General features: G+C 34.0%; 17 protein-coding genes. 10 read left to right on the top strand and 7 right to left on the bottom strand.

What is annotated here, in order from left to right; translation table 11 throughout:
• Positions 1 to 162 precede the first annotated feature (162 nt).
• From ACQY44_RS01075 to ACQY44_RS01065, 3 genes are all read left to right on the top strand, one after another.
• Complete coding sequence (locus ACQY44_RS01075; protein ID WP_428228569.1) at positions 163 to 963, top strand: TatD family hydrolase; 801 nt, start codon at positions 163 to 165, stop codon at positions 961 to 963.
• A gap of 155 nt (positions 964 to 1,118) precedes the next feature.
• On the top strand, positions 1,119 to 2,270 hold the full coding sequence (locus ACQY44_RS01070; protein WP_428228568.1) for a hypothetical protein: 1,152 nt from the start codon (positions 1,119 to 1,121) through the stop codon (positions 2,268 to 2,270).
• Positions 2,271 to 2,523: 253 nt separating this feature from the next.
• The gene (locus tag ACQY44_RS01065) at positions 2,524 to 5,397 is read left to right on the top strand and encodes a TrlF family AAA-like ATPase (RefSeq protein WP_428228567.1); all 2,874 of its coding nucleotides are present in this window, start codon (positions 2,524 to 2,526) and stop codon (positions 5,395 to 5,397) included.
• A gap of 67 nt (positions 5,398 to 5,464) precedes the next feature.
• Here ACQY44_RS01065 and ACQY44_RS01060 read toward each other — a convergent pair whose 3' ends face one another.
• Positions 5,465 to 5,866, bottom strand: a complete 402-nt coding sequence (locus tag ACQY44_RS01060; protein ID WP_428228566.1) for a helix-turn-helix domain-containing protein — start codon at positions 5,864 to 5,866, stop codon at positions 5,465 to 5,467.
• A gap of 439 nt (positions 5,867 to 6,305) precedes the next feature.
• On the opposite strand from ACQY44_RS01060, the gene ACQY44_RS01055 reads away from it, so the two are divergent.
• From ACQY44_RS01055 to ACQY44_RS01045, 3 genes are read left to right on the top strand one after another with little or no spacing between them, the layout of a single operon-like run.
• Entirely contained in the window at positions 6,306 to 7,244 is a 939-nt protein-coding gene (locus tag ACQY44_RS01055) for a multicopper oxidase domain-containing protein (protein ID WP_428228565.1), read from the top strand.
• Positions 7,245 to 7,261: 17 nt separating this feature from the next.
• Positions 7,262 to 7,690, top strand: a complete 429-nt coding sequence (locus ACQY44_RS01050) for a hypothetical protein (RefSeq protein WP_428228564.1) — start codon at positions 7,262 to 7,264, stop codon at positions 7,688 to 7,690.
• Positions 7,691 to 7,730: 40 nt separating this feature from the next.
• Complete coding sequence (locus ACQY44_RS01045) at positions 7,731 to 9,206, top strand: tyrosinase family protein (RefSeq protein ID WP_428228563.1); 1,476 nt, start codon at positions 7,731 to 7,733, stop codon at positions 9,204 to 9,206.
• 222 nt (positions 9,207 to 9,428) lie between these two features.
• Here ACQY44_RS01045 and ACQY44_RS01040 read toward each other — a convergent pair whose 3' ends face one another.
• Entirely contained in the window at positions 9,429 to 10,757 is a 1,329-nt protein-coding gene (locus ACQY44_RS01040) for an SWIM zinc finger family protein (RefSeq protein WP_428228562.1), read from the bottom strand.
• A 6-nt stretch (positions 10,758 to 10,763) separates the two neighbouring features.
• Positions 10,764 to 13,856, bottom strand: a complete 3,093-nt coding sequence (locus ACQY44_RS01035; protein ID WP_428228561.1) for a DUF6493 family protein — start codon at positions 13,854 to 13,856, stop codon at positions 10,764 to 10,766.
• A 1,023-nt stretch (positions 13,857 to 14,879) separates the two neighbouring features.
• Between ACQY44_RS01035 and ACQY44_RS01030 the strand changes: the two genes are divergently transcribed.
• From ACQY44_RS01030 to ACQY44_RS01015, 4 genes are all read left to right on the top strand, one after another.
• Complete coding sequence (locus tag ACQY44_RS01030; protein ID WP_428228560.1) at positions 14,880 to 15,038, top strand: hypothetical protein; 159 nt, start codon at positions 14,880 to 14,882, stop codon at positions 15,036 to 15,038.
• A gap of 48 nt (positions 15,039 to 15,086) precedes the next feature.
• The gene (locus ACQY44_RS01025; protein ID WP_428228559.1) at positions 15,087 to 15,290 is read left to right on the top strand and encodes a hypothetical protein; all 204 of its coding nucleotides are present in this window, start codon (positions 15,087 to 15,089) and stop codon (positions 15,288 to 15,290) included.
• A 65-nt stretch (positions 15,291 to 15,355) separates the two neighbouring features.
• Positions 15,356 to 15,934, top strand: a complete 579-nt coding sequence (locus ACQY44_RS01020; protein ID WP_428228558.1) for a hypothetical protein — start codon at positions 15,356 to 15,358, stop codon at positions 15,932 to 15,934.
• Positions 15,935 to 16,015: 81 nt separating this feature from the next.
• Positions 16,016 to 16,561: an exonuclease domain-containing protein gene (locus ACQY44_RS01015; protein ID WP_428228557.1), complete on the top strand. Its 546-nt coding sequence runs from the start codon at positions 16,016 to 16,018 to the stop codon at positions 16,559 to 16,561.
• 55 nt (positions 16,562 to 16,616) lie between these two features.
• Here ACQY44_RS01015 and ACQY44_RS01010 read toward each other — a convergent pair whose 3' ends face one another.
• The 4 genes from ACQY44_RS01010 to purL all read right to left on the bottom strand — a co-directional run bounded on the left by ACQY44_RS01010 (position 16,617) and on the right by purL (position 25,523).
• On the bottom strand, positions 16,617 to 18,395 hold the full coding sequence (locus ACQY44_RS01010; protein WP_428228556.1) for an AMP-dependent synthetase/ligase: 1,779 nt from the start codon (positions 18,393 to 18,395) through the stop codon (positions 16,617 to 16,619).
• 179 nt (positions 18,396 to 18,574) lie between these two features.
• Entirely contained in the window at positions 18,575 to 19,006 is a 432-nt protein-coding gene (locus ACQY44_RS01005) for a hypothetical protein (RefSeq protein ID WP_428228555.1), read from the bottom strand.
• A 144-nt stretch (positions 19,007 to 19,150) separates the two neighbouring features.
• Positions 19,151 to 21,553, bottom strand: coding sequence for a TonB-dependent receptor domain-containing protein (locus tag ACQY44_RS01000; protein ID WP_428228554.1), 2,403 nt, complete (start codon positions 21,551 to 21,553; stop codon positions 19,151 to 19,153).
• A gap of 316 nt (positions 21,554 to 21,869) precedes the next feature.
• Positions 21,870 to 25,523 carry a phosphoribosylformylglycinamidine synthase gene (purL, locus tag ACQY44_RS00995; protein ID WP_428228553.1) on the bottom strand — a complete coding sequence of 1,218 codons (3,654 nt, stop codon included), beginning with the start codon at positions 25,521 to 25,523 and terminating at the stop codon, positions 21,870 to 21,872.
• Between the last annotated feature and the right edge of the window lie 95 nt (positions 25,524 to 25,618).

Raw genomic sequence — 25,618 nt, 5'->3', positions numbered from 1 at the left:
ATATAGAAAATAGAGGCAAGAGAATAGAGCCAAGAAGAAAGAATTGAAGTCTTGTCTCTAGCTTCTTTTTCTAAAATTTAAAATAAAAAAAACATAAAGACTCAAAGAGAAAAAAACTCAGAACCTTTGCCTCTTTGAACCTTTGTAACTTTAAAAAAAAATATGAAACAATACATAGACATAGGAATTAATTTAACGAATAAACAATTCCACAACGACATAGACGATGTCATACAAAACGCTTTAGACGCCGATGTATTGCAAATGATACTCACCGGAACAAGCGTAAAAAATAGCAAAGCTTCGGCAGAAACAGCAAAAGAATATTCCGGAATATTGTACGCAACAGCCGGAATTCATCCGCATGATGCGAAGAGTTTCGATGCGCAAAGCATTTCGAAACTGCGAAATTTATTAAAACAGAAACACGTAGTTTCAGTAGGCGAGTGCGGACTCGATTTTGACCGTGACTTTTCGCCCAGAAATGTACAGGAAACCTGTTATAAAGCCCAATTAGAATTGGCGATAGAAGTTCAGAAACCTTTGTTTTTGCATGAAAGAGCTGCTTTTACAAGGTTTATGAGTATTACAAAAGCCTATTTGCCACAATTGCCAAAAGCCGTTGTGCATTGTTTTACCGGAAGTTTGCAAGAAGCCAAAACCTATCTTGATAACGGATTTTATTTGGGTTTTACCGGAGCAATATCCGACAGTAAACGTTTTGATCATTTAAAAGAAGTGATTCAATACGTACCGCTTGACCGAATGATGATCGAAACCGATGCGCCATTCATGCTGCCGAAAAATGTGCCAAACAATCTCTTGAAAAAATACCACGAACGCCGTTGCGAACCAGCTTTTCTGCCTTTTGTTGCAGCAACTGTAGCGCAGTTTAAAGGAGTTTCGGGGATTGTTATTGCGGAGGAAACTACCAGGAATGCTAAAAGCTTTTTTGGAATTTAGAATTGGAATTTAATTTGTTTCTAACCGCAAATTTGCAATTTTATCTTGTGAGTTTGTGGTTTTTTATTTGTTAATTTGAAGTCATATTACAACTAATATACATACCGAAAAACCAATTAATTTTTAGCAGTTTAACCAAAAAAAAAGATTGATTAATGACTTATAAATCAATATGCTTTCAAAGTAAAAAAATAATTCTTCTTGCCTTTATTCTCTTAGCATTTTCATGCAAAAAAGAAGTCAAAACAGTACATAAAAAAAGTACTAAAGACACGGTTTTGGCTGTAGAACCAGAAGAAGAAAAAGTAATTCCTACCGAAATAGAAGGTAAATTTTTAAAAAGACTTATTAACGAAGAAATTGGCGAACAAAAATATAAGGAAATGCAAATATCCGAATCTCCTTATTACGTTTCGTTTGCAAATGATGGCGATCCTTATACCGTTTCATTTTCGATTTATGAAAAAGCTGATTTTAATAATGACGGAATCATTGATTATCTAATTCACAGATCATCTGAAGGAATGCTGGGTGGAAATGCAAACACTAACGATGACTTTATTTTTTACATTATGAAAGATGAAATTGAGCAGAAAGAATCTCATAGTATTTTGGGATATGCTCCTTTTTCATACAATATAATTGACGAAGCAAATTTTGTTGGTAATAAATTTAAAATTAAGGTTACACAAAATTTCAGAACGTATTCAAGTTCGGTAGAAAATTTAAAATCGACTTCATTATCATTTATATACAAGAATGGAAATCTATACGAAGAATCGTATTTGTCAAAATGTAAATTGGCAAAATTGAAATCTAAAACTATTTTTAATGATATTCCTGGAGTAGAAAAACGTACCAGAAGTATCGAAATGCATAATTATACCGAAACCATATTAGAAATATACAAAAAGAATGATACTATAATTAATGCAAGTGTAGGAGGTTGCGATAATTTAGCCTTAGAATTTAATGCGTTTTATAAAGTAGAACCGGATAAAATAAATGATACAGAATTTAAAAAAGAAGCTGCCTTACAATTATTAGAATTTCTGGCTGAGAATACTCAGTTTGCAAAAGAAATTAATGTTGCTATAAATTATTATCAAAATAATGCTATAACCGATAAATACATCGAAAAGATAAAGGGATACGGATTTAGGATTTCTATTGGGAAAAACGATAAAGACAAAGAGGAATTACAAATTTCAGTTCAAATTGATAAAATAGATAATCCATATCAAAAAGAGAATTGGGAAATAACTACACGCAATAAAACTGCTCCGCCGGATAATGAAGATTACTAAATAGCGATGTTTCCTAACAGGTTTCAAAAACCTGTTAGGTATTTATTAGAGATTTATTTGTAGGCTTTTAAATCAGGTGTTTTTACTGGGTTTAAAGGCTTTTTGTTTATTTACATTTGACATCAACGATAATTTTAGAGGTAATAATTAAGACTTACGGAAATCCGTAAAGCTTTTTAAAAAGTTAGTTGCATTTTTGAAATAATTTAAGATAAATAAGGGAAAGTAAATTTTAATTAAACTAATAAGTATTATGAGTAATAGAGGTTCAGAATGGAGAATATGGGATTTGCATATTCATACACCATATTCGATTAATCAACATTATAATAATTCACCTGAAGGTTGGGAAAAATTTATAAATGCACTAGAGAACTTACCTCTGGATGTAAAAGTTATTGGAATTACTGATTACTATTTTATTGACGGGTATAAAAAAGTAATGGAATTTAGAAAAAATGGAAGATTACAGAATATAGATAAGATATTTCCAATTCTTGAATTTAGGATTGACACTTTTGGAACGGCAAGTGAAAATGATTTGCAAAAGGTTAATTTGCATATTCTTTTTGATGTAAATGAAAATGAACTGGGCAAAGAAATTGAAAAAATAAAAAATGAGTTTATTGAAATAATTCCCATAACAAAATTGCATCAACATCTTACTAAAATGCTTACAAAAGAGAATTTGACAATAGAAGGTGGAGACAATTTGCAAAATGGATTTAGTAATCTTATACCCTCAACGGATAAAGTTTTTGAGTTACTAAATAGTTCAGTTTGGAAAGACAAAACTTTTCTTTTTTTAGGATATAAGGAGTGGAGCAATTTAGAAAAAAATCAGCAATTAAAACCCTTTAAAGAAAAGTTGTATAATGATGTGATGGCTTTTTTTAGTAATAGTTTTGATACAAATGAAAAAAATCAAAACTGGTTAAATCAATTTGGAAATAAAAAGTTGCTACATTCTCTAGATATTCATGGATTTGATTTATTAGATACTTATGAGTTTGATGGTGAACTTAAAAAACAATGTGAAAAGTATAAATGCTTTACATGGATAAAAGCTGATCCCACATTTCAAGGGTTAAAGCAAATTATTTATGAACCAGAAGAAAGAATTAAAATTCAAAAAGAAAAACCTGATTTTAAAGAAGATAAAGTAGTTATTGATGAGGTTAAATTTATTTCTTCAGACAATAATTTTAATACAAATTCTATAAAGTTTAATCCAAATTTGAATGTAATAATAGGAGGAAAGTCTTCTGGGAAATCTATATTGCTTTATAATATTGCAAGAACCTTATCTACAGATGAAAAACTATTCACAGATGAGAAAATTGAGAATAAGTATAATTTTAGAGAAGGAGACAATGCAGATATTAGTTTTAATTTTTTGGTGGAAACTAAAGTCGGGATATCGCAATTGAGATTTGACGATCCGAATAAAAATATTATGCCAGACATAAAATATATTCCTCAAAATTATCTGATAAAATTGGCAGAACCAGAGCAATATAAGACCGGAGATTCTTTAAATAAAGTTATACGAAATTTAATTGTTGAAGATCCAATATCAAAATTGAAGTATAATGATGTTTTTGAAGTTAATGTAAAAGCAAACGATAAAGAAAGGGAACGTATAATTGAAAATTATTTTGAGATTAAAAGTAAAATTGTCGATTTAGAGGTTTCTTTGAAATCAAAAAGCAATAAGGAAGTTTTAGAGAAAAACATTCAATCTAATCTTGATAAAATTAATGAGTTAAAAAAAAGCGTAGGATTAAGCGAAGCCGACATATTGAAGTATAATTTAGTTCAGAAAGACCTTGAAATAATTATTAGTGATGGAGAAAAAATAACAAATGATTTCAAGAAAGTTTTAAGGTTCAATAAAGAAACTGAAAATTCATTGAATGAATTAAATAGACAAAAAGATATTTTGTCTCTTTCATTAGAAAATATTGAAATCAAGACCTTGTTTGATGAGACTTTTCAAGATTTAGATAACCTATCAAAAAAACTATCTGAATTTATTGCTTCATATGAGAATCAGTTGCTCGATGATGGAGAATTTAATTTTTTTAAGGAAAATAAATTTAAAACTCTTTTAACTGATATTTCAAATAGAAAGAAAGTAAAAGAAACAGAACTTGATCCTTATAGAAAGAATGAAATAATAGAAAAAAATATAAAAGAATTGGAATCTTCTATCGAGGTTGATAGAAAGAATCTAAATTTAATTATTCAGATTAACAAAGAAATTATAACTTTTAAAGAAGAAATGAAAAGTGAAAAACGTAAACTTTTTAATTTGTATAAAAAAAATGTTAAAGAATATTTAGGTATTGTTGAGGGATTAAAAGAAAGGGTTAAAGTTTTAGAAAAGGAGGGACTAATTATAAAAGGTTTAATTAAATTTAACTTTCCAAAATTTAGAAAAAACTTGTTGGATATAAGTCATGGTGGTTCAAAAACATATAAAAATTGGAATATATTTAATGAAGATTTAAATGCATTAGATTCATATGGTATTAAGAGTTTTATTAAAGATATTCATGAAATATTTATTAGTATCGAAGAAGGAAAGTATTCTTTGTTAAGTCGAATAGATAAAATACATGCTGTAAAAACATTATTAGACGACTATTTTTTTGATTATTGGGAGATTGAATATAAAGGTGATAAACTTGGGAAAATGTCTACAGGAAAAGCAAGTTTTGTAATATTGATGATGATAGTGGGATTAAGTGAATCAAAAAGTCCAATTTTGATAGACCAACCTGAAGATAATTTGGATAACCGTTCTGTGTCAAAAGAATTAGTAGAATATTTAAAAGTTAAAAAGAAAGAAAGGCAAATCATTTTGGTAACTCATAATCCCAATATTGTAGTAAATGCAGATGCTGAAAACGTTATAATTGCAAATCAAAACGGTCAAAATGAAACTGGAGGAGAAAGTACTTATCAATTTGACTATATAAATGGATCATTAGAAAATTCTTTTTCCAAAATAAAAGATGAAGAAGATGTTTTAAAAAGTATGGGAATTAGAGAACATATTGCAGATATAGTTGAAGGAGGAAAAGAGGCTTTTAAAAAGCGTGAAGAAAAATATGGATTTTAACAAAACAAAAAAAATGCGCAATTCTCATTGCGCATTTTATATATAAGAAATTCTCTTCTCAAGAATATTATTTCCCTTTCAACAACTTCTCTAAATACTCAACCTTATCTTTTTCAGCCTGAACCAAACGTTCGTAAAGCTCCACAACTTTATCAAGAGGATTGAAATTGCAATGATTATTAGTTGTGTTTCCCTGAGCACCATTATTAGCACTATTATCGTAAAAGTTATTAAAGAAATTAAAAACAGATTCTTCTGTAAAATTTTCAATAGCTTCTACTGTTACGCCAAGAGCTTTTGCAATTTGCACTAATTTATCAAAATCTACAGTTTCGCTGGTTTCAATGCTGGAAATAGTCTGCTGGCTTGTGCCAATGGCATCAGCAAGTGCTCCTTGTTTCATGCCGCGAAGTTCTCTTATTCGGCTGATATTTCGGCCAATATTTCTGGGTCTGGTTTCTGTGCTCATAATTCAAAGGTATTTAAAATTTTTCAAAAAAATAGTGATCCGTAAAAAACAAGATTGATTTGATAAAATACTATTTTCGTTGTTTTTTGCGCTTGTAAATATATGCTTTTTCTTACTTAATTAAAATTACGTAATGCGAATTAAATAAAAATAATAATCTAAAAAAATCCGCATAAATCTGCATTTTCACAAAGCGAATCCGTAAAATCCGCCTTCTAAAATCGCCCCAACATTCAGGGCGATTTTCTTTTATATAAAATTTTAATTTAAAAAGCATTAACATATTTCTTCAAAACATAAATATCCTGTCATTCGGCTTTATTTACTTTTAAAGAGATTTTTACTACAAAATCAGGTATTTATACGCTGTTTTTTAATTTTAAATAACTCTAAATTTGATTCGTCAAACGATTGATATTGAATTAATTTGAGTTTAGAAATGAGAAAATGGAATAAAATTTTACTGGTGTTTTCTGTATTCGTTACTACATTTTTGTTTGCTCAAAACGAAAGATTAATTATTGGCCGTACGACAGGAAAACTGGCAATTGATAAAAATACAACCTTACGAACTTTTGGTTTTACGAATACACTTTCGGGACAAGTTACTTTGCCGGGATTTGGTATTGATGTTGAGGCAGGAGATCGTGTGAATATCGATTTCTGGAATATTTCGCAGGGAAATCCGGTCTCTTTGTATTGTAAGGAAATCGAATTTGAGCAACGGGATAAAGAAAACGAACTCATGAAGATAAAAGAACCAATTCATCATATGGAACACGGGTTTTATTCTTTTCAGGCTCAAAAACCGGGGACGTATCTGTATTACAGTCCCGAAAATTATCCCTTTAACCTTCAGGCAGGTATGTTTGGAGTCATTATTATACGCCCAAAAACAAATGATGCTGTAGCTGTAAAACCTTTGGCGGAAGTATTATGGTGCAGTTACGAAATAGACCCTAAATGGCATACAGATGCGATTATGGGTACGGAATATGACGATAGAAATATACCTATAGTTCTTCCGGTTTATAAACCAGAATATTTTTTGATAAATGGTAACACAATCCCGAAAACCAAAGGCTTACAAGCGTTGCAGCATAAAAAAGAAACGGTACTTTTTCGGTTGGTTAACTCAGGATTATATGTTCATGAAATAGGGTTTCCGCCGCCTACAAAACTGCAGTTTATTACAGGAAAAGAAACCAGTATAATCGCATTGCCGGAAGGCTATAAAGTAGCGCTTCATCCCGGCGAATGCCTTGAAGTACTGGCTTTTTTAGAAGATGTAAGCGACAAGGAACTCATCAGTTATCAATTTACAGATCCTGTTTCTAAAAAGGCAGTTTACAAAGCTACAATTCCTGTTTTTTATTAATATTTAAACCCATAACCATGAAAACAATAGTACTTTATCTCCTTATTCTTTTTTCTTTTTCGGTTTCGTTTGCGCAAAGTAAACCCACTTTTTCTGTGGTAGGCAATGCAACCAACAAAGAAAGCCTGCCGAAAAACAAACGACTGGATATTTCGAAAATAAAGGTCGAAAACATCTCAAACAAACCCATTTATCTAGTTTGGGAAACAGTATCAAATACATTTCCCAAAGAGTGGGACTGCTCGATGTGCCAGCACGGTGCCTGCCAGATCGGGATTCCAAAAGGTTCTGCTTTTAATAAACTTAATGCAGATCAGCAGGGATTTATTGCCATTCATGTAATCCCGTCAAACAAAACAGGCAATGGCATTGTAAAATTTAAAATTTATGATAAGGCAAATCCTGATTATGCTAAGATTTTAACCTTTGAAGTAGATGTGCTTTAATACCAAATCAACTATTAATATTCACCCAAAAACAAACAAAATGAAAAAAATTACTATTTTACTCCTTACTATCCTGACGACAGCTTTGTCTTCCGGACAGTCTAAAAACAAAATAACCTATATTCGGTATAATGTAAATACAGCCGAAGGACAGGCAAATCTCGAAGCAATGAATGTTGCTTTTAAAAAAATGCGTGAAATGGGCTGTGAAAAAGGCCTTAGCTGGTATTATCAGGGCGCAATACACAATATTCCGCTTGAAATTAACGGAAAAAATGAACTTTGCCCAGGTTACGAAACCATCAAGGATAAATTGTGGGCCTGGGCAGATTGTACGCATAAAAGGAACTCTGATAGTGCTTCTTTAAATTTCTTGTTATGGCACAGAATGTACATTTGGTATCTTGAAAAAATTGTTAGGGAATTATCCGGAAAGAAAGATTTTGCCATACCATATTGGAATTACGGAAGCACAGAAGAGGCCGATAATATTATGGCAAAAGAAATTAGAGACAAATCGGGTTCTTTATTTACAGAAGCCCGATATACGGTTCTTAACGACGGGAAACCAATTCCTGGTGATCGTGTAAAAGATATTCAGGCGGCATTAAAAGAATTGCAAACCAATCCGTCATTTGCAGGATCGGCGGGATTTAGTAAAAATCTGGAAATCGCGCCACATGGTTTTATGCACGATCTTATAGGTGGTGAGTATGCGCAGCCGGCTGAAAGTTATTATAATGAAATTTACCAGAAAAAAGATTTTTCAGGTTTAATGGCCAATGTTCCTTCGGCAGGATTTGATCCTGTTTTCTGGCTGCATCACAGTATGATCGACCGTATCTGGGAATCCTGGGATGTTTCGGCTTATGGGCAGCGTCCTACATTAGAGGAATTAAAAGCCAATCCGTGGCCGTATGAATTTATATATCCAAATGGTGACCATATTACCTATACGATGGAAGAAGTTTATAATATCGTATTTAATTTAGATTATAAATATGATAATTTGCTTTACGGATCTAAAACTCCGGTTTTAGCTTCTAATGAATCGACGGCAAAAAATAAGATTTCATTTCAGGATTCAAAAGAAAAAGTGATTTGGGAACAAAAAGTAGGTAAAACTCTTGGCGTCATTCCCTTTGCGCACAAAGTAACGAGTACATTGGCAAAAAGCACGAATAAAGTTTTTAGAAGCGAAGCCAATTCTAAAATCGTATTAAATTTAGACGTAGTAGTTTACAAAGAACCAAAAGATTTTTATACCGTTTATCTTCGTTATCCCGGAAAAGCAGATCAGTATGTTGGGGCAATGACATTCTTTGGGGTAGCTCACGATCACGGAATGGAAGGAACCCATGAAACATCTGAAGACGGAATAAAACTTAATTTCTCCTATTATATCTCTGATGATTTAGTAAATTCAGATAAGGATTTCGAAATTATTATCAAAAAGACGGGTAGTGGAGATGCTAAAGTAACACTGGAAAAAATTACTGTAGCAAAAATAAACTAAAAATAAGATTTACATGCAAAATATAAATCGCCCTGATATCAGGGCGATTTTTTTATATAGCATTTTAGTTTATTGCAATTTGAATAATCGCGTAGATTCAAAATCAATTACTCATTCCATTCAATCATGGTGTTTTTGGTTTGCTCTAATGCCTTGATCAATATACTTTCCAGTGTTGCCATATATTATAAAATTATAAGTTGAATAATAGAATATAGAAATTTAAGAAATCATCATTTTCACTCCCAAAATATGCTTGCAAATCCCTCTTTTGCCCTGATAAGCCGTAAACCAGTCGCAGGTACATCTTTGCGAATTAGAGTCGATAATTACTTTGTGCAAAACGCCGGAACCTTTTACTTTGGCTTCGATATAATCAGCTCTTCGCTCTACGATTTCGATATCTTCATTATCAATTAGTTTTTTGGCATTTTTAAGTCTTGGGTTTAGCGATAAAATGCGTTCGGTTTTAAAAGGAAGACGACGGTAAAAATGCGCTTTTTCACTTAAATCATAACCCAATAATCCCATCGAGGATAAATTAGAAGTCAGATTGTCCATCGTACCAAAATCAATATCATTTTCTATAGAAAGCATGGTGGGATCAAAAGTTTCATTCGATTTAAGTAAACTGTTTAATCCGTAGACCCATTCTATGGGTAAGTTTTCGGTCATGGTTTCCAGAACATTTCCTTCGCCTGAAAATCCACGGTACGAATCCGGGGAAAAAGCCATTAAAAGCTGCATTTTTCCAAATTCGGCTACTATTGCACAAGTTTGTTTGTCTGACGATTCATAAATATAAATTTTATCTGTAATGGCCAGAATCCCTTCTAATAAACGCAAACGCTGTACACCCCCAATTCTAACGCTGTCGGCTGTTGCCAAAGTCGAAAACATAAATTTTCCGGCTCTTTTGGTAATAAAGAAATCTCCTTTTACGGTTCCTTTTGGCAAACTCTGAAACAACTGAATGGTCTGAATTTTATTCAGTTCAAATTTCACATCCATATCCGCCAGATACAACTGCACACTCGTTAAGCCTTTTATCCAGCGCATGGGTAAAGTCACTTTTTTCTCCGTTACTTTTGCTTTGCTCGTAATTACCTGAACGTCCTGCTGACCAACAGCAAGGGTTACTTTTTCGTTTTTCTGAATCGCATTTAAGGCATTCAGCATCGGATCATTAAAATCGACATTCGTTGTTCCGTTGGCAATAAATTCTCCGTCAATCGCTTCGGGTTTCATATCAAGTCGCACATAAACACCATTGCATGACGAAAATCCCTCAAAGCGCAAACGTTCTGATCCTGCCGAAACAATAGGATCCCGCAAACTTGGCGGAATTGGCCCAAAACTGGAACGAACGACTTTGGCAATCGTAGTCCAGCATTTTGCGGTAACATAAGGATCGGTCAGACTTCCCCAGAAAAAACAAGGTATGTTATTGACTTCTTCAATTTCAGTCTGATGTGCCAAAACCAGATTATTAATGCCTTTCGATTTACTGTAGGTCGAAATTCCTTTATAATTATATTCGAGATCTGTCATTTTTCTTTATTTTAAAATTTGCTTAATTAAGGCTTTAAGCGCTGCATTATCTTTCCATTTTTCAAAGAAAACAATTGCCTGAGCCGATGGTTTCTGATTGGTTTTGGTTAAGATATCCAAATAGTTTTCTACTATTTTTTTGAAGTTGGTTGGTAACTTGTCTTTTAGATCAAGAGTTGAAAAGAAGGAATTTAGCAACTTCAATAAAGCATTATTATGCAATGGCGAAACATCTTTTATGGCAATTAATCCGTCGACTAATCTTAAAAACACACCATATTTTTCGGTTACCAGATACGCTATTTTCTCAGCAAAAAGTTCAATATCAATCGCTTGTTTTTCGATTAACTGAATCAAAACTTCAGATGCCAGTAATCGTAAATCTTTCTTTTCCTGAAAGAAACAACATGCATATAAAAGCAGGCTGATGTCTGAGAATCGAAATTCAGGTCGGTTAATGACATCCAGAAAACCTTTTAATTCCGGTTTTGCTCCATCGGCAGTTCCGCAATTTTGCAATAGAGTCAATGCCAGTGCATCTGAGTTTTGCGGCGTAAGACTGTGCCAGAAATAGGTATTTCCGGCATAATTAAGTAAATAATCCCAACTGTTTGGTCGCTGATAGACATCAAGGCTGTACAGCAAATAGTTTGGAATTTTAGAATAATTAGGCAAGTCGAATCTTAGTTCGTACCAGGATGGCGTTCGTTCTTTTTCTTTGGTTTGGTAGTTCGTCCATTCGTTCCATTTTTCTTTAAACTGAAGCTGAGGTTTAAAAGGAGACACCACAAACGGAATCTCTTTTAAATACGTATTCTCAAATTCAGGGAAAGTATCGTTTGGATAAAAAGTTCTTGCTGCAACTGCCCAAAGCGATAGGTTTCCGGTTTCTTTGGTCGTTTTGCCCATTGTGGCCAACAGTTTCGAAAACAACGAAGTCGAATCTAATGCTACTTTTTCGTTTACGCCCAGACAAAACGATAATAACGGTTTGAGTTCGCCTTCAATCTTATCCAATAACGGAATCGCTTCTTCGACATTTTCTCTCGGCATACGCGCGATTGCAATAGCCAAATCGGCAGCATCAATTTCTTCATTGGTATTTTGGTACGCAATAATTCTTTCCAGCAAAACCTTTGGAGCAACCCAATACGGTTTATGGCTCGGGAAAGAGAGCAGGGGTAAAGTAGCATTGGAATCTATTTTTTGCTGCACTTTCTCTAGTAAAGGCTGCATCAACAAAGTGGTATTAATCTTTGAATAATGATTGACTTTGCTATTGAATTTGTTATCGATGTTGGCGATTTTAGATTGTAAAAATGCCTTCACGAAATTTTTGTGAGTGGCTTCAAAATAATGCTTTTGCAATTGTTTTTCATAAGGCTGCAATTGCGCGCTATAATCTGCGGGAAACAAATCCCGTTGGGCAATATAAATATTCAATAGAATTTCTGAATCTACCGTTTCTTCTGAATTGATGAAATTTCCAAACTGAAAAACAACATCGTTCCAATCCTTTGGCAACTGAACTTCTTCTGTAAGCAATAATTCTTGTTGAGTTCCGAATGTATATTCTTCAAGAGCAGTATCATCAACAACCAGAGCATCTTCGTCTAAAAACTGGGTTAATCCTGATTTGATATTTCCCTGCATCAGCGTTACATAAGATGATAATTTCTCTTTAAGAGCCTTATCTTTTACGTTGGCAATTTTGGTAATAATTTTGGTAGTGCGTTCCTGCAAAGCCAGATCTGCAATCACATAAACATCGGCAATAATGGCTGCAATTGTGGCGCTTAGTTTCGGGTTCGACTTGGTTATTTTCTCCAAAATTGGCAATACGTTTTTAATGGCCGCTTTGCAATCGCTGCGCATCATTAAAGGTTCGAGCCATTCCAGAAATGATTTGGTTTTGAATTTGGGATGATCATAGATTTTCTTGATCAGTTCAATGCCGTAACTCGTTATAGGCGGATACGGATTGTGTAGAAATGAGAATATATTTTCCTGATAAAGAATAAGTTCATCGGCAGTAACATTGAATTCTTCTATTCTTTTTCTAAAGAAAGATTTCAGGTTATTGTTCCATTCTTTGGTTTGAATCTGGATGGCATTTTCGATAAAAAACGCACGTTCCATCTTTTTCTCCTCCAATAATGATTTGTAAATAACGGCCCAGGTCTGGAACTCATCATGTTTTTGTTTTTCATTCTCCCTAAAGAAACTGTTGTGCAGAATCGTTTCATAATTAAACAATTCCGGAATATCCCTTTGATACGTTAGTTTGTCGCTTAAGGATGTATTAATGAATCTTCTGGTCTTCATTTTGGCGCGCCATTCATTCGTTGCGGCCAAAGTCAAAGCGTATAATTCGGCATTATAGGTTAATAAATTCTGCTCTTCGAGTTTGCGCAGGGTATGATAATTAAACCCGACCCAATCTTGTCTTTTTACTTTGTCTAAAATAAAGGTATCGAGCCAATTGGGTTTTGCCCACAATAAAACCTCCATCACCTGAGGTTTTTCGTCTAATTCATTTAATAGACTCAAAGCCTCGTCCCAGGAATTGATATCTGCTTTATCAAATAAGGCGATCGCGCTTAGGGTAATAATATCACTTTGTTTTTTATCGCCGCGGGTTCCCCAGCCATAATCGTGTTTGTCTTTTTTTACGTAACCCGGATCTTTGGTAAGATCAGTATAGGTCATAAAATAACGTTTACTTTTCTTGATCAGTTTTTTTAAAGCTTCAATATTACCTTTCGATTTTTCTTTTAAAAAAGGCAATAGTAAATCTATATTTTTAGATTTTATGATAGTCTCATATTCTTCAAGAACTTCATCAGATTTTGCGCTTTTAGCGGTTTTTGGTTTTGAAGCTACGGCAACATCACCAGTTTCTGAATATCCTTTTTTTACTTTTTCTGCCAGTACTTTTTCCGCTGATTTCAGACATTCTTCGTCTGTAGAAAATTTTTTGATTTGAGAAGTTCCTGACGTTCCGTTTTTGCCATAAGTTACGGTATATTCTAATCCTGTAACTTCTATTTGCCAAAACTTATCAGAGTTTCCGTCTATGTATTTTAGGTATTTTTTCATGCTTTTTTTAAAACTGAATTGATAAAAATTAAGTTGTGCGTATATTCTCAAAAATATAAAATTATTAAAGTATAGCAGAGGTTTTAAGTGAAAATTTTGGTTAAAAATGTTAGCGTTATGATAAATATTTCAGAATTAATTACATACAAATGTTAAATTATATTCACAAAAACTATTACATTTGTCATTGTAATGGAAATAAAAAATATATATATCAGCCTGTCGGCAATAGAATTTAGTGATCGTTTAGCGGGATTTGTTCCGGCTGGATGCTCAGGACGTTATATGTATTTTAAATTGAAGTGTAAATGGTGTTACCAACTCAATATGAATATATAAAAGCGTCCTTATCAGGGCGCTTTTTTTGTGCCTTTTCTTGCTGAACCAAGTCGAAGCAGGATAAAAAAATCGCTCAATATGACAATTTAGATTACGCATTATGATAGAAAATGATAAAAAAGAACTTTTAACTAAAAAAGAATTAAAAAAATTATTGACCAAATGTTACATGATTAAACTAAATAATGAAATATAGTCTGGATAGTAATCTGATGAATGACAGTCATTTGATACAAATGAAAATCTGCAGAAGTATGCGGACAGGCATTTCTATGACTTTATTTTAGGTTTAAATAACTGATTGTCAGTAAATTAATCTTAAAAAGAATTTGGATAATTGATATTTTAACATTTATATTTGCAGAACAAATTCTGATGAGAATTTCAAATAATAAAGGATTTTAAATAACAATGATTTCAATATATAATACAACAAATAAAATTAAAATGGATTTCAAATTTAACTCATATAGCATAGAATTACAAGCCTCAGCATTCGGTTCGGGCTGTGTGACTATGCAGGTGCATGAATATAGGCAATAGGATAAATATATCGTATTGAATCTCATGAAGCACCTTTAATCGGGTGCTTTTTTTGTGCCTGAAATAGTTCAAATGATTGAGAGAAGCAAGGTTCAAAGTTACAAAGACGCAAATCAAAGGTTTAATTTAAAAAGAATAGATATGAAAAAGAGACGTACGCTATTTGTTAAAGACCCGGGCAATTTGTCAGGGGTAGTAAATAAGATTAATGATGGAAATCAATGGGTTTTCGGCGAAGATGTAATTGCTGCAGGAAAATTTGATGGTACAGCCCACGCCTGTAAGTTAAGGAAATCTTGATTTTGGAATTAACAGTTTAGAATTAGTTTAAAAAATAAGATTGTAAGAATGAGTAAAAAGAAATTTACGTATGATCATCATTCTGGTCATACCAATATAAATAGGTTTAGTGAGCGTTTGTTTGATCTGGTAGAAGAGATGAATTCGAAGCTTATTAAACGATGGAATAAAAAGGTAAGTTCAGGGATAATGTATATCATTTTGGTGGTTTCTCTCTGGCAAGGTAGTGATGCTTTTAAAGCTTGTAGATAAGGAATTCGCAGAATTCCTGTATTTCTCTGAGGTTACCCGGAATTCCTTTAAAAAAAAACAATATTATGAATAACAATACATTAGAAAAATATAAAAAAGCGATTAGAGCTAAATATGAGATAGAAAAAGAAGGGGAGTACTTTGATTATTTGTACAGTCCTTCCCGTGGAAAGCTACGTGACTTTTGCTGGCTTATTTTCGAGAATAACGCAACTCAGGATGACTTAAATGTTTTTAGAAATTTATTTTCTTTAGATTTTGATCATACCAAAAAGAATAAGTTTAAGGAGCAAAGAGATAAGTTCAGACCTATTGAAACCTTCTTTAAGGGCGAAACAGATCCATCGAATATTGATGCCATAAATCTGGCAGCAATTATGGTTGATTTTCAACCGCGTCCTTTTAAAAAGTTTAATGCAATCTGCAGAGTCGAAGAACCAAGACAGATTGATAATAGCTATAAAGCTAGTGCAGTTGCTGAAGTAGAGAAAAAAGACAGAATGATAACACGTTTTGCAGAAAATGAAAAGTTAGAAGAACATCCTAAACAAGGAAATCTTTTTTCAAATTTAGCGACTCTATTTTCAAAAAAGATAGCTCAGAAGATCTATCCGGGAAAATCAATCACGTTTTCGAGTGGTTAGAACGTCATTCGTCAATTGAAAGAAGTTTTTCTGAAGTGAAATCTCTTTAAAGAGAAATTTAAATTTTAAAAACAAACAAAAATGAAAACTACAGATAAAATTATTATTATCGATTTAGAAGCCACTTGTTGGCAGGGCACAGCTCCTGAAGGTCAGGAGAATGAAATTATTGAAATTGGCTTAGCTGTTTTAGATTTACAAACCGGTGAAATTACAAAGAATCAGGGTATCCTAATAAGGCCCCAGCGTTCAGGTGTGAGTCCGTTTTGTACAGAACTAACGACTATTACTCCCGATTTACTCGATAAAAAAGGTGTAACCTTTAAAGAAGCCATTGAAAAGCTGGTTGGTGAGTATCAGCCTGATTTATATACCTGGTCAAGTTACGGCCAATACGATCTTAATATGCTTAAAAAACAATGCAGGAAGTTCGGTATTCCTTATCCAATGGGTGATCAGCATATGAATGTAAAAACACTTGTTGCGGAGAAACTGGGTTTACAGAAACCAACCGGAATGAATGGTGCCCTGCATCTGTTAAGTATTCCTTTAGAAGGAACGCATCACCGCGGAATTGATGACGCAAAGAATATTGCCAAAATCTTAAACTGGTGTTTGCACAATTAAAAACGGCTGTCCTAATAAAGGCAGCCGTTTTCTTTTGGTTATATTATTTTGATTTCTAATTGTGATCGTAGATTTTAGCGTAAAGATCTTTATAAATTTCTTTAATAATTTTACGTTTCAGTTTCAAAGTAGGAGTCAGTTGTCCACCATCGATAGACCAAACATCAGGAGTTAACTCAAAACGTTTGATTTGTTCCCAGTGTCCAAATTTTTTATTGATTTCCTCGATTTCGCTATCAATACGTTTAATAACCTCAGGATTTTCAGCAATCTCTTTGTTAGAGCTTCCCAGCGTTATTTTATGAATTTTTGCCCATTCTTTTACAAATTCAAAATTAGGCTGGATAAAAGCGGCCGGCATTTTTTCGCCTTCACCAATTACCATGATCTGCTCAATAAAACGAGATTGTTTCATGGCATTTTCGATAAGTTGAGGTGCAATATATTTTCCTCCTGAAGTCTTGAACATTTCTTTTTTACGGTCGGTGATTTTCAGGAATCCTTCGGCATCAATTTCACCAATATCCCCTGTATGAAAATATCCGTCCTGCAAAGCTTCGGCCGTTTTTTCCGGATCTTTAAAATAACCTAACATTACATTTGGCCCTTTACAAAGGATTTCACCGTCTTGTGCAATTTTAACTTCAACGTTACGAATTACTTTTCCAACTGTTCCAATTTTAAAACCTTTGTTTCTTTGATCGTTTACGGCAATTACCGGAGAGGTTTCAGATAAACCGTAACCTTCCATAACCGGAATTTCGGCAGCTGCAAAAACTCTTGTTAAGCGTGGCTGTAAGGCGGCACTTCCTGATACCATTAGTTCAAGATTCCCTCCTAAACCTTCTTTCCATTTACTGAAAATAAGTTTACGGGCAATTTTTAACTGAAATTCATACCAAAAGCCATTTGCTCCGTATGGTTCATATTTTAAACCTAAATCAATAGCCCAGAAAAACAGTTTTTTCTTAATGCCGGTTAGTTCTGTTCCTTTGGCATAAATTTTATCATAAACTTTTTCGAGAAGTCTTGGTACTGCTGTAATAACAGTCGGGCGAACTTCTTTTAAGTTGTCACTAATTTTGTCGATCGATTCTCCAAAATAAACAGATACACCATAATATTGATAGATGTATAAAATCATTCTTTCAAAAATATGACAAATAGGCAAGAAGCTTAAGGCCGTACTTTTTCCCGGATCAAACGGAATTCTTGGTGCGCTGTCTAATACATTCGACACGATATTTTTGTGCGAAAGCATTACTCCTTTTGGTTTTCCTGTTGTTCCTGAAGTATAAATAATGGTGGCTAAATCATCCGTATGAATACTGTCTTTTCTGGCTTCAACTTCATGCTGATTGCTGTCATCTTCACCAACTGCCAATAAATCAGTCCAGTTTTTGCAATCCGCAATTTCGTCAAACGAATAAACCTCTTTAAGGGTTGGTACATTCGCTTTTATAGCATTTACTTTGTCAAGTACTTCCTTATCAGAAACAAAACAGTAAATACTGCCGCTGTGGTTTAATATGTATTCGTAATCTTCTTCGGCAATGGTTGGATAAATAGGAACGTTTTGAGCACCCGTTTGCAAAATACCAATATCCATGATATTCCATTCGGTGCGATTATTCGAAGTGATTAAGGCAATCTTATCCTCCTTCTGAACGCCCATACGTAATAATGCTCTCGAAACAGCATTAGCTTTTGCAATATATTCCTGGCTAGATGTTTTTTCCCAGACTCCGTTTTTTTTGGTTGCTAAGGCAACCGGAAGGTTGTAAGTTTCTTGTTGATAATAGGGAAAATCAAAAAGGCGTGTGATTGAAACCATGTTTAATATATTGAATTTTACCGCAAATTAAATAAAAATTAGGTATGATTTTTAATTTTATACAATTTTATGGGAAAAATTATAACTACTTTATAAAAATTACGAAAACGTTTTCTTTTTTGTAGTAATTTTTTGAAATAACGAGAAATCTCTATTTTGAGGCTTGATTTAACTGTAAATTATTGCACGTTATAATCCACATATTCTTTAACTCGCTCGCCCATTAGAAACATTTTTTTCTTGGTAAAATGAATCGAAAATTGAGAATAATTCCAGGTATCACTATCATTAGTTCTAAACCAGAAGGTATAAGAAGCGCTATTGAAGCCTTCTTTAAAAACCGGAATGCCTTCGTCAGTACATTCGATTCCCCAGTTGATCTTTTTTTTAGTTAAGTCGTCAGACTGAATAACACCGGTTCCGTCTGCATTTAAGATAGTAGCGGGTTCTTTTTTTCCTGTAACTAAAAAAGTCCCGGGAACAGGATAGCCAATAGTAGTAGTAATATAATGGTCACGACCGTTGTAAGTAATTTGATCTACGTGAACCTGAGAAAAAGATTGTGTAGCAACAAGAAATAACGTAATGAGTACTAAATGTATGGATTTCATTCTATGTAGGTTTAATTGTTTTTGGATGCAAAAAAAATCAGTGGCAGAATTTTTTTGGCGAATATACTTCAAAAATTCTATAGAAAAATGAATCCCAATTACAAGAATGAATTTATTTTTTAACATTTTGTTTCTTCCGAAATATTACTCCGTAGAAAACTGATTTTCGAGTAGTTTTTCTTTGAAGTCAGATTTAAAAGTATAAGCAAAAGTAACCATCAAAGCACGGGTATCCGATTTTGAAGTTCTGTTATTGCTAAAAAGCAACGTATTGTTTTTATAGCCACTTTCCAGGGTATTGAACATATCCGTAACGACTAATCCTAAACGTGCATTTCCTTTACCCAGTTTTTGCTGAAAACCCATATCGACATTATAAATCGGAATTCTTTTTCCTTGCGGAGTTGCCAATGCTGAATTGTAATTGCCAATAACTTGCAGTTTTCCACCTTTCCAGGGAACAAAATTGTTGATGATTTTTCCGTACCAGCTAAAAGCATTGTTTACTACATCCTGTGCCAGGTTTGAGGCATTGATGTTTTGCTGAAAAGCTGTAATACTGATATTGGCATCATAAAATCCGATTGGTTTCAGACTAAAAATAGTTTCTAAACCATACGTTATTGTGCTTCCGATATTTCTGGGTTGCAGGAAAATAACGCCGTTGTCCTGTAGCTCTGCATATTGTTTAATAGTATTGGTTGCATTTCTATAAAAAGCATTGGTTGAAAACGAATATTTTGACCATTCCTTATTATAGCTTACTTCGGCAATATGTATGATTTCAGGTTTCAAATACGGATTTCCTCCATGAGGATTCAGCGCATCTGTGATATCAATAAACGGATTGAGTTCATCCAGATCCGGACGATTAATACGTTTGCTGTACCCAATTTTTATAAACTCGCCTGAAGTTAAATTTCTTTGCAAATAGGCAGACGGAAAAAATTTCAGGTAATGGTTGGAGAAATTGTCGCTGTTGTTTTGTGTTTTGCCATTGTTCGAAACCTGTTCGGCGCGTAGTCCTAAATTGTATTTCCATTTCGGATTTTCTTTGTCTCCCAGATAAGAGTTCAGCAGGCCGTACACAGCATTTATTTGTTCGTTATAGTTAAAGCCATTGCTCGCCAGGGGATTTATAACGTATTCACCATTAGTCATATCCGCACTTTGAAAATCGGAATTAAAAAATCGGAATGTTCCTTTGTACCCTGTTTCTATAATTGATTTTTCCGCAACTGGAATTGCATAATTTACAATAGCATTTGATATGTTTTCGTGCTCGTAATTGTGTGTTCTTTGCAAAAAAGCATCACCAATCTGTGTATAATACTGATCATAATTGTAAGTATCAATATTGGTGTTTTCTCTATGTTTATTAAAAGAAGAAGTAATGCTTGCGTTCAGGCTTTTTCGGTCATCAGCAAATTTTCGGTCATAGCTAAAAGCCATTTCACCCACTTTCGAACGTTCTAATTCTAAGGAATGTCGCCTATTGTTAGAGTAAAACTGATTGGTATTGGTGTTAACCTGCGTGTGCAAAGTCTCATCATTATCCTGGCTTTCCATATTTCCCAAGGCTTCAAATGAAAAACTGTTTCTTTCGTTGGGTGAAAAATCAATATTGAGTTTTAAATTCTGTAAGCCTTCAGTTCGTTCGTCATTTCTATTTTGATTGATAAAGTGTTCATCATCGATAAAATTATTTGTTCTTTCGCCTTTTATTTTTTTAGTTCGACCGGCAAATCGATTGTCATATCTCAAACCAAAATTCCATTTTTCAGTTTTCTGGTTTAAAAGCACAGAACTATTCAGTCTACCTTTTGCACCAAAACCGGTTCCTAAAACCACAGCGCCATTCATACCACTCTGATTGTTTTTCTTAAGTTTAATATTGATGATTCCGCTTTCTGCATTCGCATCATATTTAGCCGTTGGGTTACTAATAACCTCAATGCTTTCGATACTGCTTGCTGCAATCTGGTCCATATTGGTAATGGCCGAATTTTTTCCGTTAATTAAAATCATAGGCGATTTACCTCTCAGTGTTATTCCTCCATCAGCATCAACAGCAACCGTCGGGATGCTTTTTAACATATCTGTGGCTGTTCCTCCCGATTGCGAAATATTTGAGACGGCATTAAATACAAAACCTTCGTCTGTTTTCTGAATTTGTTTCTTTTGAGAATTAACAACAACAGCATTTAATAAATTAGTATCGTTTTGTAAAGTAATAGTTCCCAGAGATAGCGGAGCACTGGTCAGTTTGATTTTTTGGCTAAAAGATTTAAAGCCTATTAATTTGAATTGCAATTGATAATCGCCCAAAATTAGGTTATCTAAAGAGAAATTTCCTGTGGCATCTGTTACTGAATAAGCGACAACTTTTGTAGAATCTGTTGTGTTCTTTAAAATGACATCGACAAATTCGACAGGAAGTTTTCCATCAGAAACAATTCCTTTTATAGAAGAGTTTTGTGCAAATGAAAATTGGCTCAGTGTAAATAAGATAATTAAAAGCGATAGTTTTTGTCTCCATTTTTTCATGAGACAAAGATATTTATAGCAATAAAAAGAGCTTCTTAAAGTGCCTTAAGATATCATTAAATTAGCCTTAGAGCCGACTAAGTGAAGATCTTTTAGCCATAATTTATTTGTTGAGGTTTTTTGCCTCGAATTTCACGAATTAGCACGAATTAATTATTTTAATTGTTTGCTAATGGCGAACAAAAGCACAACTTAAAAATCATTTTAATCCCTTAATCTGTGGCTATTTTTTAAATTATAGCTTAATTAATTCGTGCTAATTCGTGGTAAAAAAAAACGCTCGATAATCTCGAGCGTTTTTAGTAAAATATATTTCTTAGATTTTCTCAATCCATTTTCTTGCATTCACAAAAGCTTCGTGCCAAGGCGAAACCTCGTCGTTTCTGTCTTTTGGATAATAGGCCCAGTTCCATTGGAAAGTTGAACGCTCAATATGAGGCATCATCACCAAATGTCTTCCGGTTTTATCACATAGCATTGCCGTGTTGTAATCAGATCCGTTAGGGTTTGCAGGATAGCCTTCGTAAGCATATTTAGAAACAATATTGTAATTCTCTTCGGCTAAAGGCAAATTGAATTTTCCTTCTCCGTGAGAAACCCAAACTCCAAGAGTGCTTCCGGCCAAAGTCGATAACATCACAGAATTATTTTCCTGAACTTTTACAGAAGTAAAGATACTTTCGTGTTTCTGGCTTTCGTTATGTAGTAATTTCCCGTGAACTTCATGTTCCGGATTAATCACTTCCAGCTCCATAAACAACTGGCAACCATTACAGATTCCCACAGATAAAGTATCTTCTCTTTTGAAGAAATTATCCAATGCTGTTTTTGCTTTTTCGTTATATAAGAAAGCTCCGGCCCAACCTTTGGCAGAACCTAAAACATCTGAATTAGAGAATCCTCCAACAGCACCAATAAACTGAATATCTTCAAGCGTTTCACGTCCGGAAATTAAATCGGTCATGTGAACGTCTTTTACATCAAATCCTGCTAAGTACATAGCATTTGCCATTTCACGCTCAGAATTACTTCCTTTTTCACGGATAATAGCAGCCTTTGGTTTTGCTTTAGAAGCGTCGATGACAGGTTTTTTACCAGTAAAATGTGCTGGGAAAGTATATTGTAGCACCTGATTTTTATAGTTTTCAAAACGTGCCTGAGCTCTTCCGTTTTTAGATTGTTTTTGATCTAATAAATAAGAAGTCTCGAACCAGATGTCTCTGTATGTTGGAATATCTAATTTATAAATTCCAAATTCCAAAGTTGCAGTGTTTTGAACTGAACCAATTTTGAAGAATTCGATATTGTTTCCTTTCAATTTAGCTTCAACAGCTGCATCTGATTTTGCCTGGAAAACGATTCCGATGTTTTCAGCGAAAAGGATTTTCAATAGATCTTTTTCCGCGAAAGCGCTGAAATCAATTTTAGCTCCAAGATTTACATCAGCAAAACACAATTCTAATAGAGTAGTAATCAAACCACCGCTTCCGATATCGTGACCCGCTAAAATTTGATTTTCACCAATTAATTCCTGAACGGTATTAAAAGCATTTTTGAAGAAAGAAGCATCTTTTATAGTAGATGTTTCGTTTCCGATTGTGTTTCTGATTTGTGCAAAAGACGAACCTCCTAATTTGAAATCATCCTGAGACAAATTGATATAATAGATAGATTCTCCGTTTTTCTGTAAAACAGGCTCAACCACTTTTCTAATATCGGTACAATTTCCACCAGCCGAAATAATAACTGTTCCCGGTGCAATTACTTCGTCGTTTGGATATTTTTGTTTCATCGAAAGTGAATCTTTTCCTGTCGGAATATTGATTCCCAATTCGATTGCGAAATCTGAACAACCTTCAACAGCAGCGTATAAACGAGCGTCTTCACCTTCGTTTTTACAAGCCCACATCCAGTTTGCAGATAATGAAATTCCTTTTAAACCATCTTTAATTGGTGCCCAGATAATGTTTGATAACGATTCTGCAATTGCATTTCTGCTTCCTGCAACCGGATCAATCAAAGCCGCGATAGGAGCGTGGCCAATAGAAGTTGCGATTCCTTCTTTACCTAAATAATCCAGAGCCATAACCCCAACATTATTCAAAGGCAATTGCAAAGGTCCTGCATTTTGTTGTTTAGCCACTTTTCCACCCACACAACGGTCTACTTTATTCGTTAACCAGTCTTTTGAGGCAACTGCTTCTAAACGTAAAACATCTTTTAAATAACTTTCGAAATCTCCTGTGTTGTAAGCAACATCAGCATATTTTCTGTCGATCGTTTTATCGGTCATAACCGTTTTTGGAGAACTTCCGAAGAAATCTTCTAAAGCATAATCCATCGGTTTTGAACCATTAGATTTTGATTGAAAAGTAAAACGGTGATCTCCCGTAACATCTCCAACCTGATACATTGGCGAACGCTCTCTGTCAGCGATTCGTTGTAAAATATCAATATCTTTTTGACCAATAACCAATCCCATTCTTTCCTGAGATTCGTTACCAATAATTTCTTTTGCAGAAAGTGTAGGATCTCCAACAGGTAATTTATCCAAATCGATTAATCCTCCGGTTTCTTCCACCAATTCCGAAAGACAGTTTAAGTGTCCTCCAGCTCCGTGATCATGAATCGAAACAATTGGGTTATTGTCGCTTTCTACCAAACCACGAATGGCATTAGCAGCACGTTTTTGCATTTCAGGATTTGAACGTTGGATCGCATTTAATTCAATTCCTGAACCAAAAGCTCCCGTATCTGCAGAGGATACCGCAGCACCACCCATCCCGATTCTATAATTTTCTCCACCAAGAATTACGATTTTATCACCTTCTTGTGGTTTCTTTTTTATGGCCTGATCTAATTTTCCGTAACCAATTCCGCCCGCTTGCATGATTACTTTGTCGTAACCAATTTTACGGTCGTTTTCTGAATGTTCAAAAGTCAAAACCGAACCTGTAATAAGCGGTTGACCAAATTTATTTCCAAAATCAGAAGCTCCGTTTGAAGCTTTGATCAAGATATCCATAGGAGTTTGGTACAGCCATTTTCTTTCTTCAACAGCATTTTCCCATTTTCTGTCGTCGTTCAAACGAGAATATGAAGTCATGTAAACTGCAGTTCCTGCTAATGGCAAAGAACCTTGTCCTCCTGCTAAACGGTCACGAATTTCTCCTCCTGAACCTGTAGCGGCTCCGTTGAAAGGCTCAACCGTTGTTGGGAAATTGTGTGTTTCTGCCTTTAAAGATAAAACAGAATCAAATTCTTTTATCTCGTAATAATCAGGTTTGTCAGCTGTTTTTGGTGCAAACTGCTGCACTTTTGGTCCTTTTACAAAAGCAACGTTATCTTTGTAAGCAGACACGATATCGTTAGGATTTTCCTGTGATGTTTTTTTGATTAATTTAAAAAGAGAAGTTTCTTTTTCTTCACCATCAATTACAAAAGTTCCATTGAAAATTTTGTGACGACAGTGTTCAGAATTCGCTTGAGAGAAAGCAAAAATCTCAGAATCAGTTAACTTTCTTCCCAGTTTTACAGCAAGATTGTCTAAATAATCTACTTCTTCCTGGCTTAGGGCTAAACCTTCTACTTTATTATAAGTGGCAATATCATCGATTTCCAAAATGGGTTCCGGCTGAACATTAATCGTGAAAATCTCCTGATCTAATTGATTGAATTTTTGTGAAAGCATCGGATCAAAATCAGTGAAATCTTCCGTTGCCGGATGAAATTCTTCAATTCTGATAATGCCCGGAATACCCATGTTTTGAGTAATTTCTACAGCATTTGTACTCCAGGGTGTGATCATAGTGGCACGGGGACCAACAAAAAAATCCGTCAGTGCGGATTTTTCGATCTTATTGGAGTTGGCAAAAAGCCAGTTTAATTTTGAAATGTCTTGAGCCGAAATTTCGTTTTGCGTTTGTACGGCAAAAACAGTTTTGCTTTGGTTTTCAAAGAAATGGATCATTGTTTTGTGTAGTTTGTTGTATTGATGTGCAAATTTAGTGTAAATAAATAGCAAGCGCAAATTTGAAAACAACAAAGTTAGATGTTCTTTTAAAC

It is taken from the genome of Flavobacterium sp. (assembly GCF_965277525.1).
Taxonomy (GTDB): domain Bacteria; phylum Bacteroidota; class Bacteroidia; order Flavobacteriales; family Flavobacteriaceae; genus Flavobacterium.
This window is presented reverse-complemented; position numbering and strand designations above follow the sequence as displayed.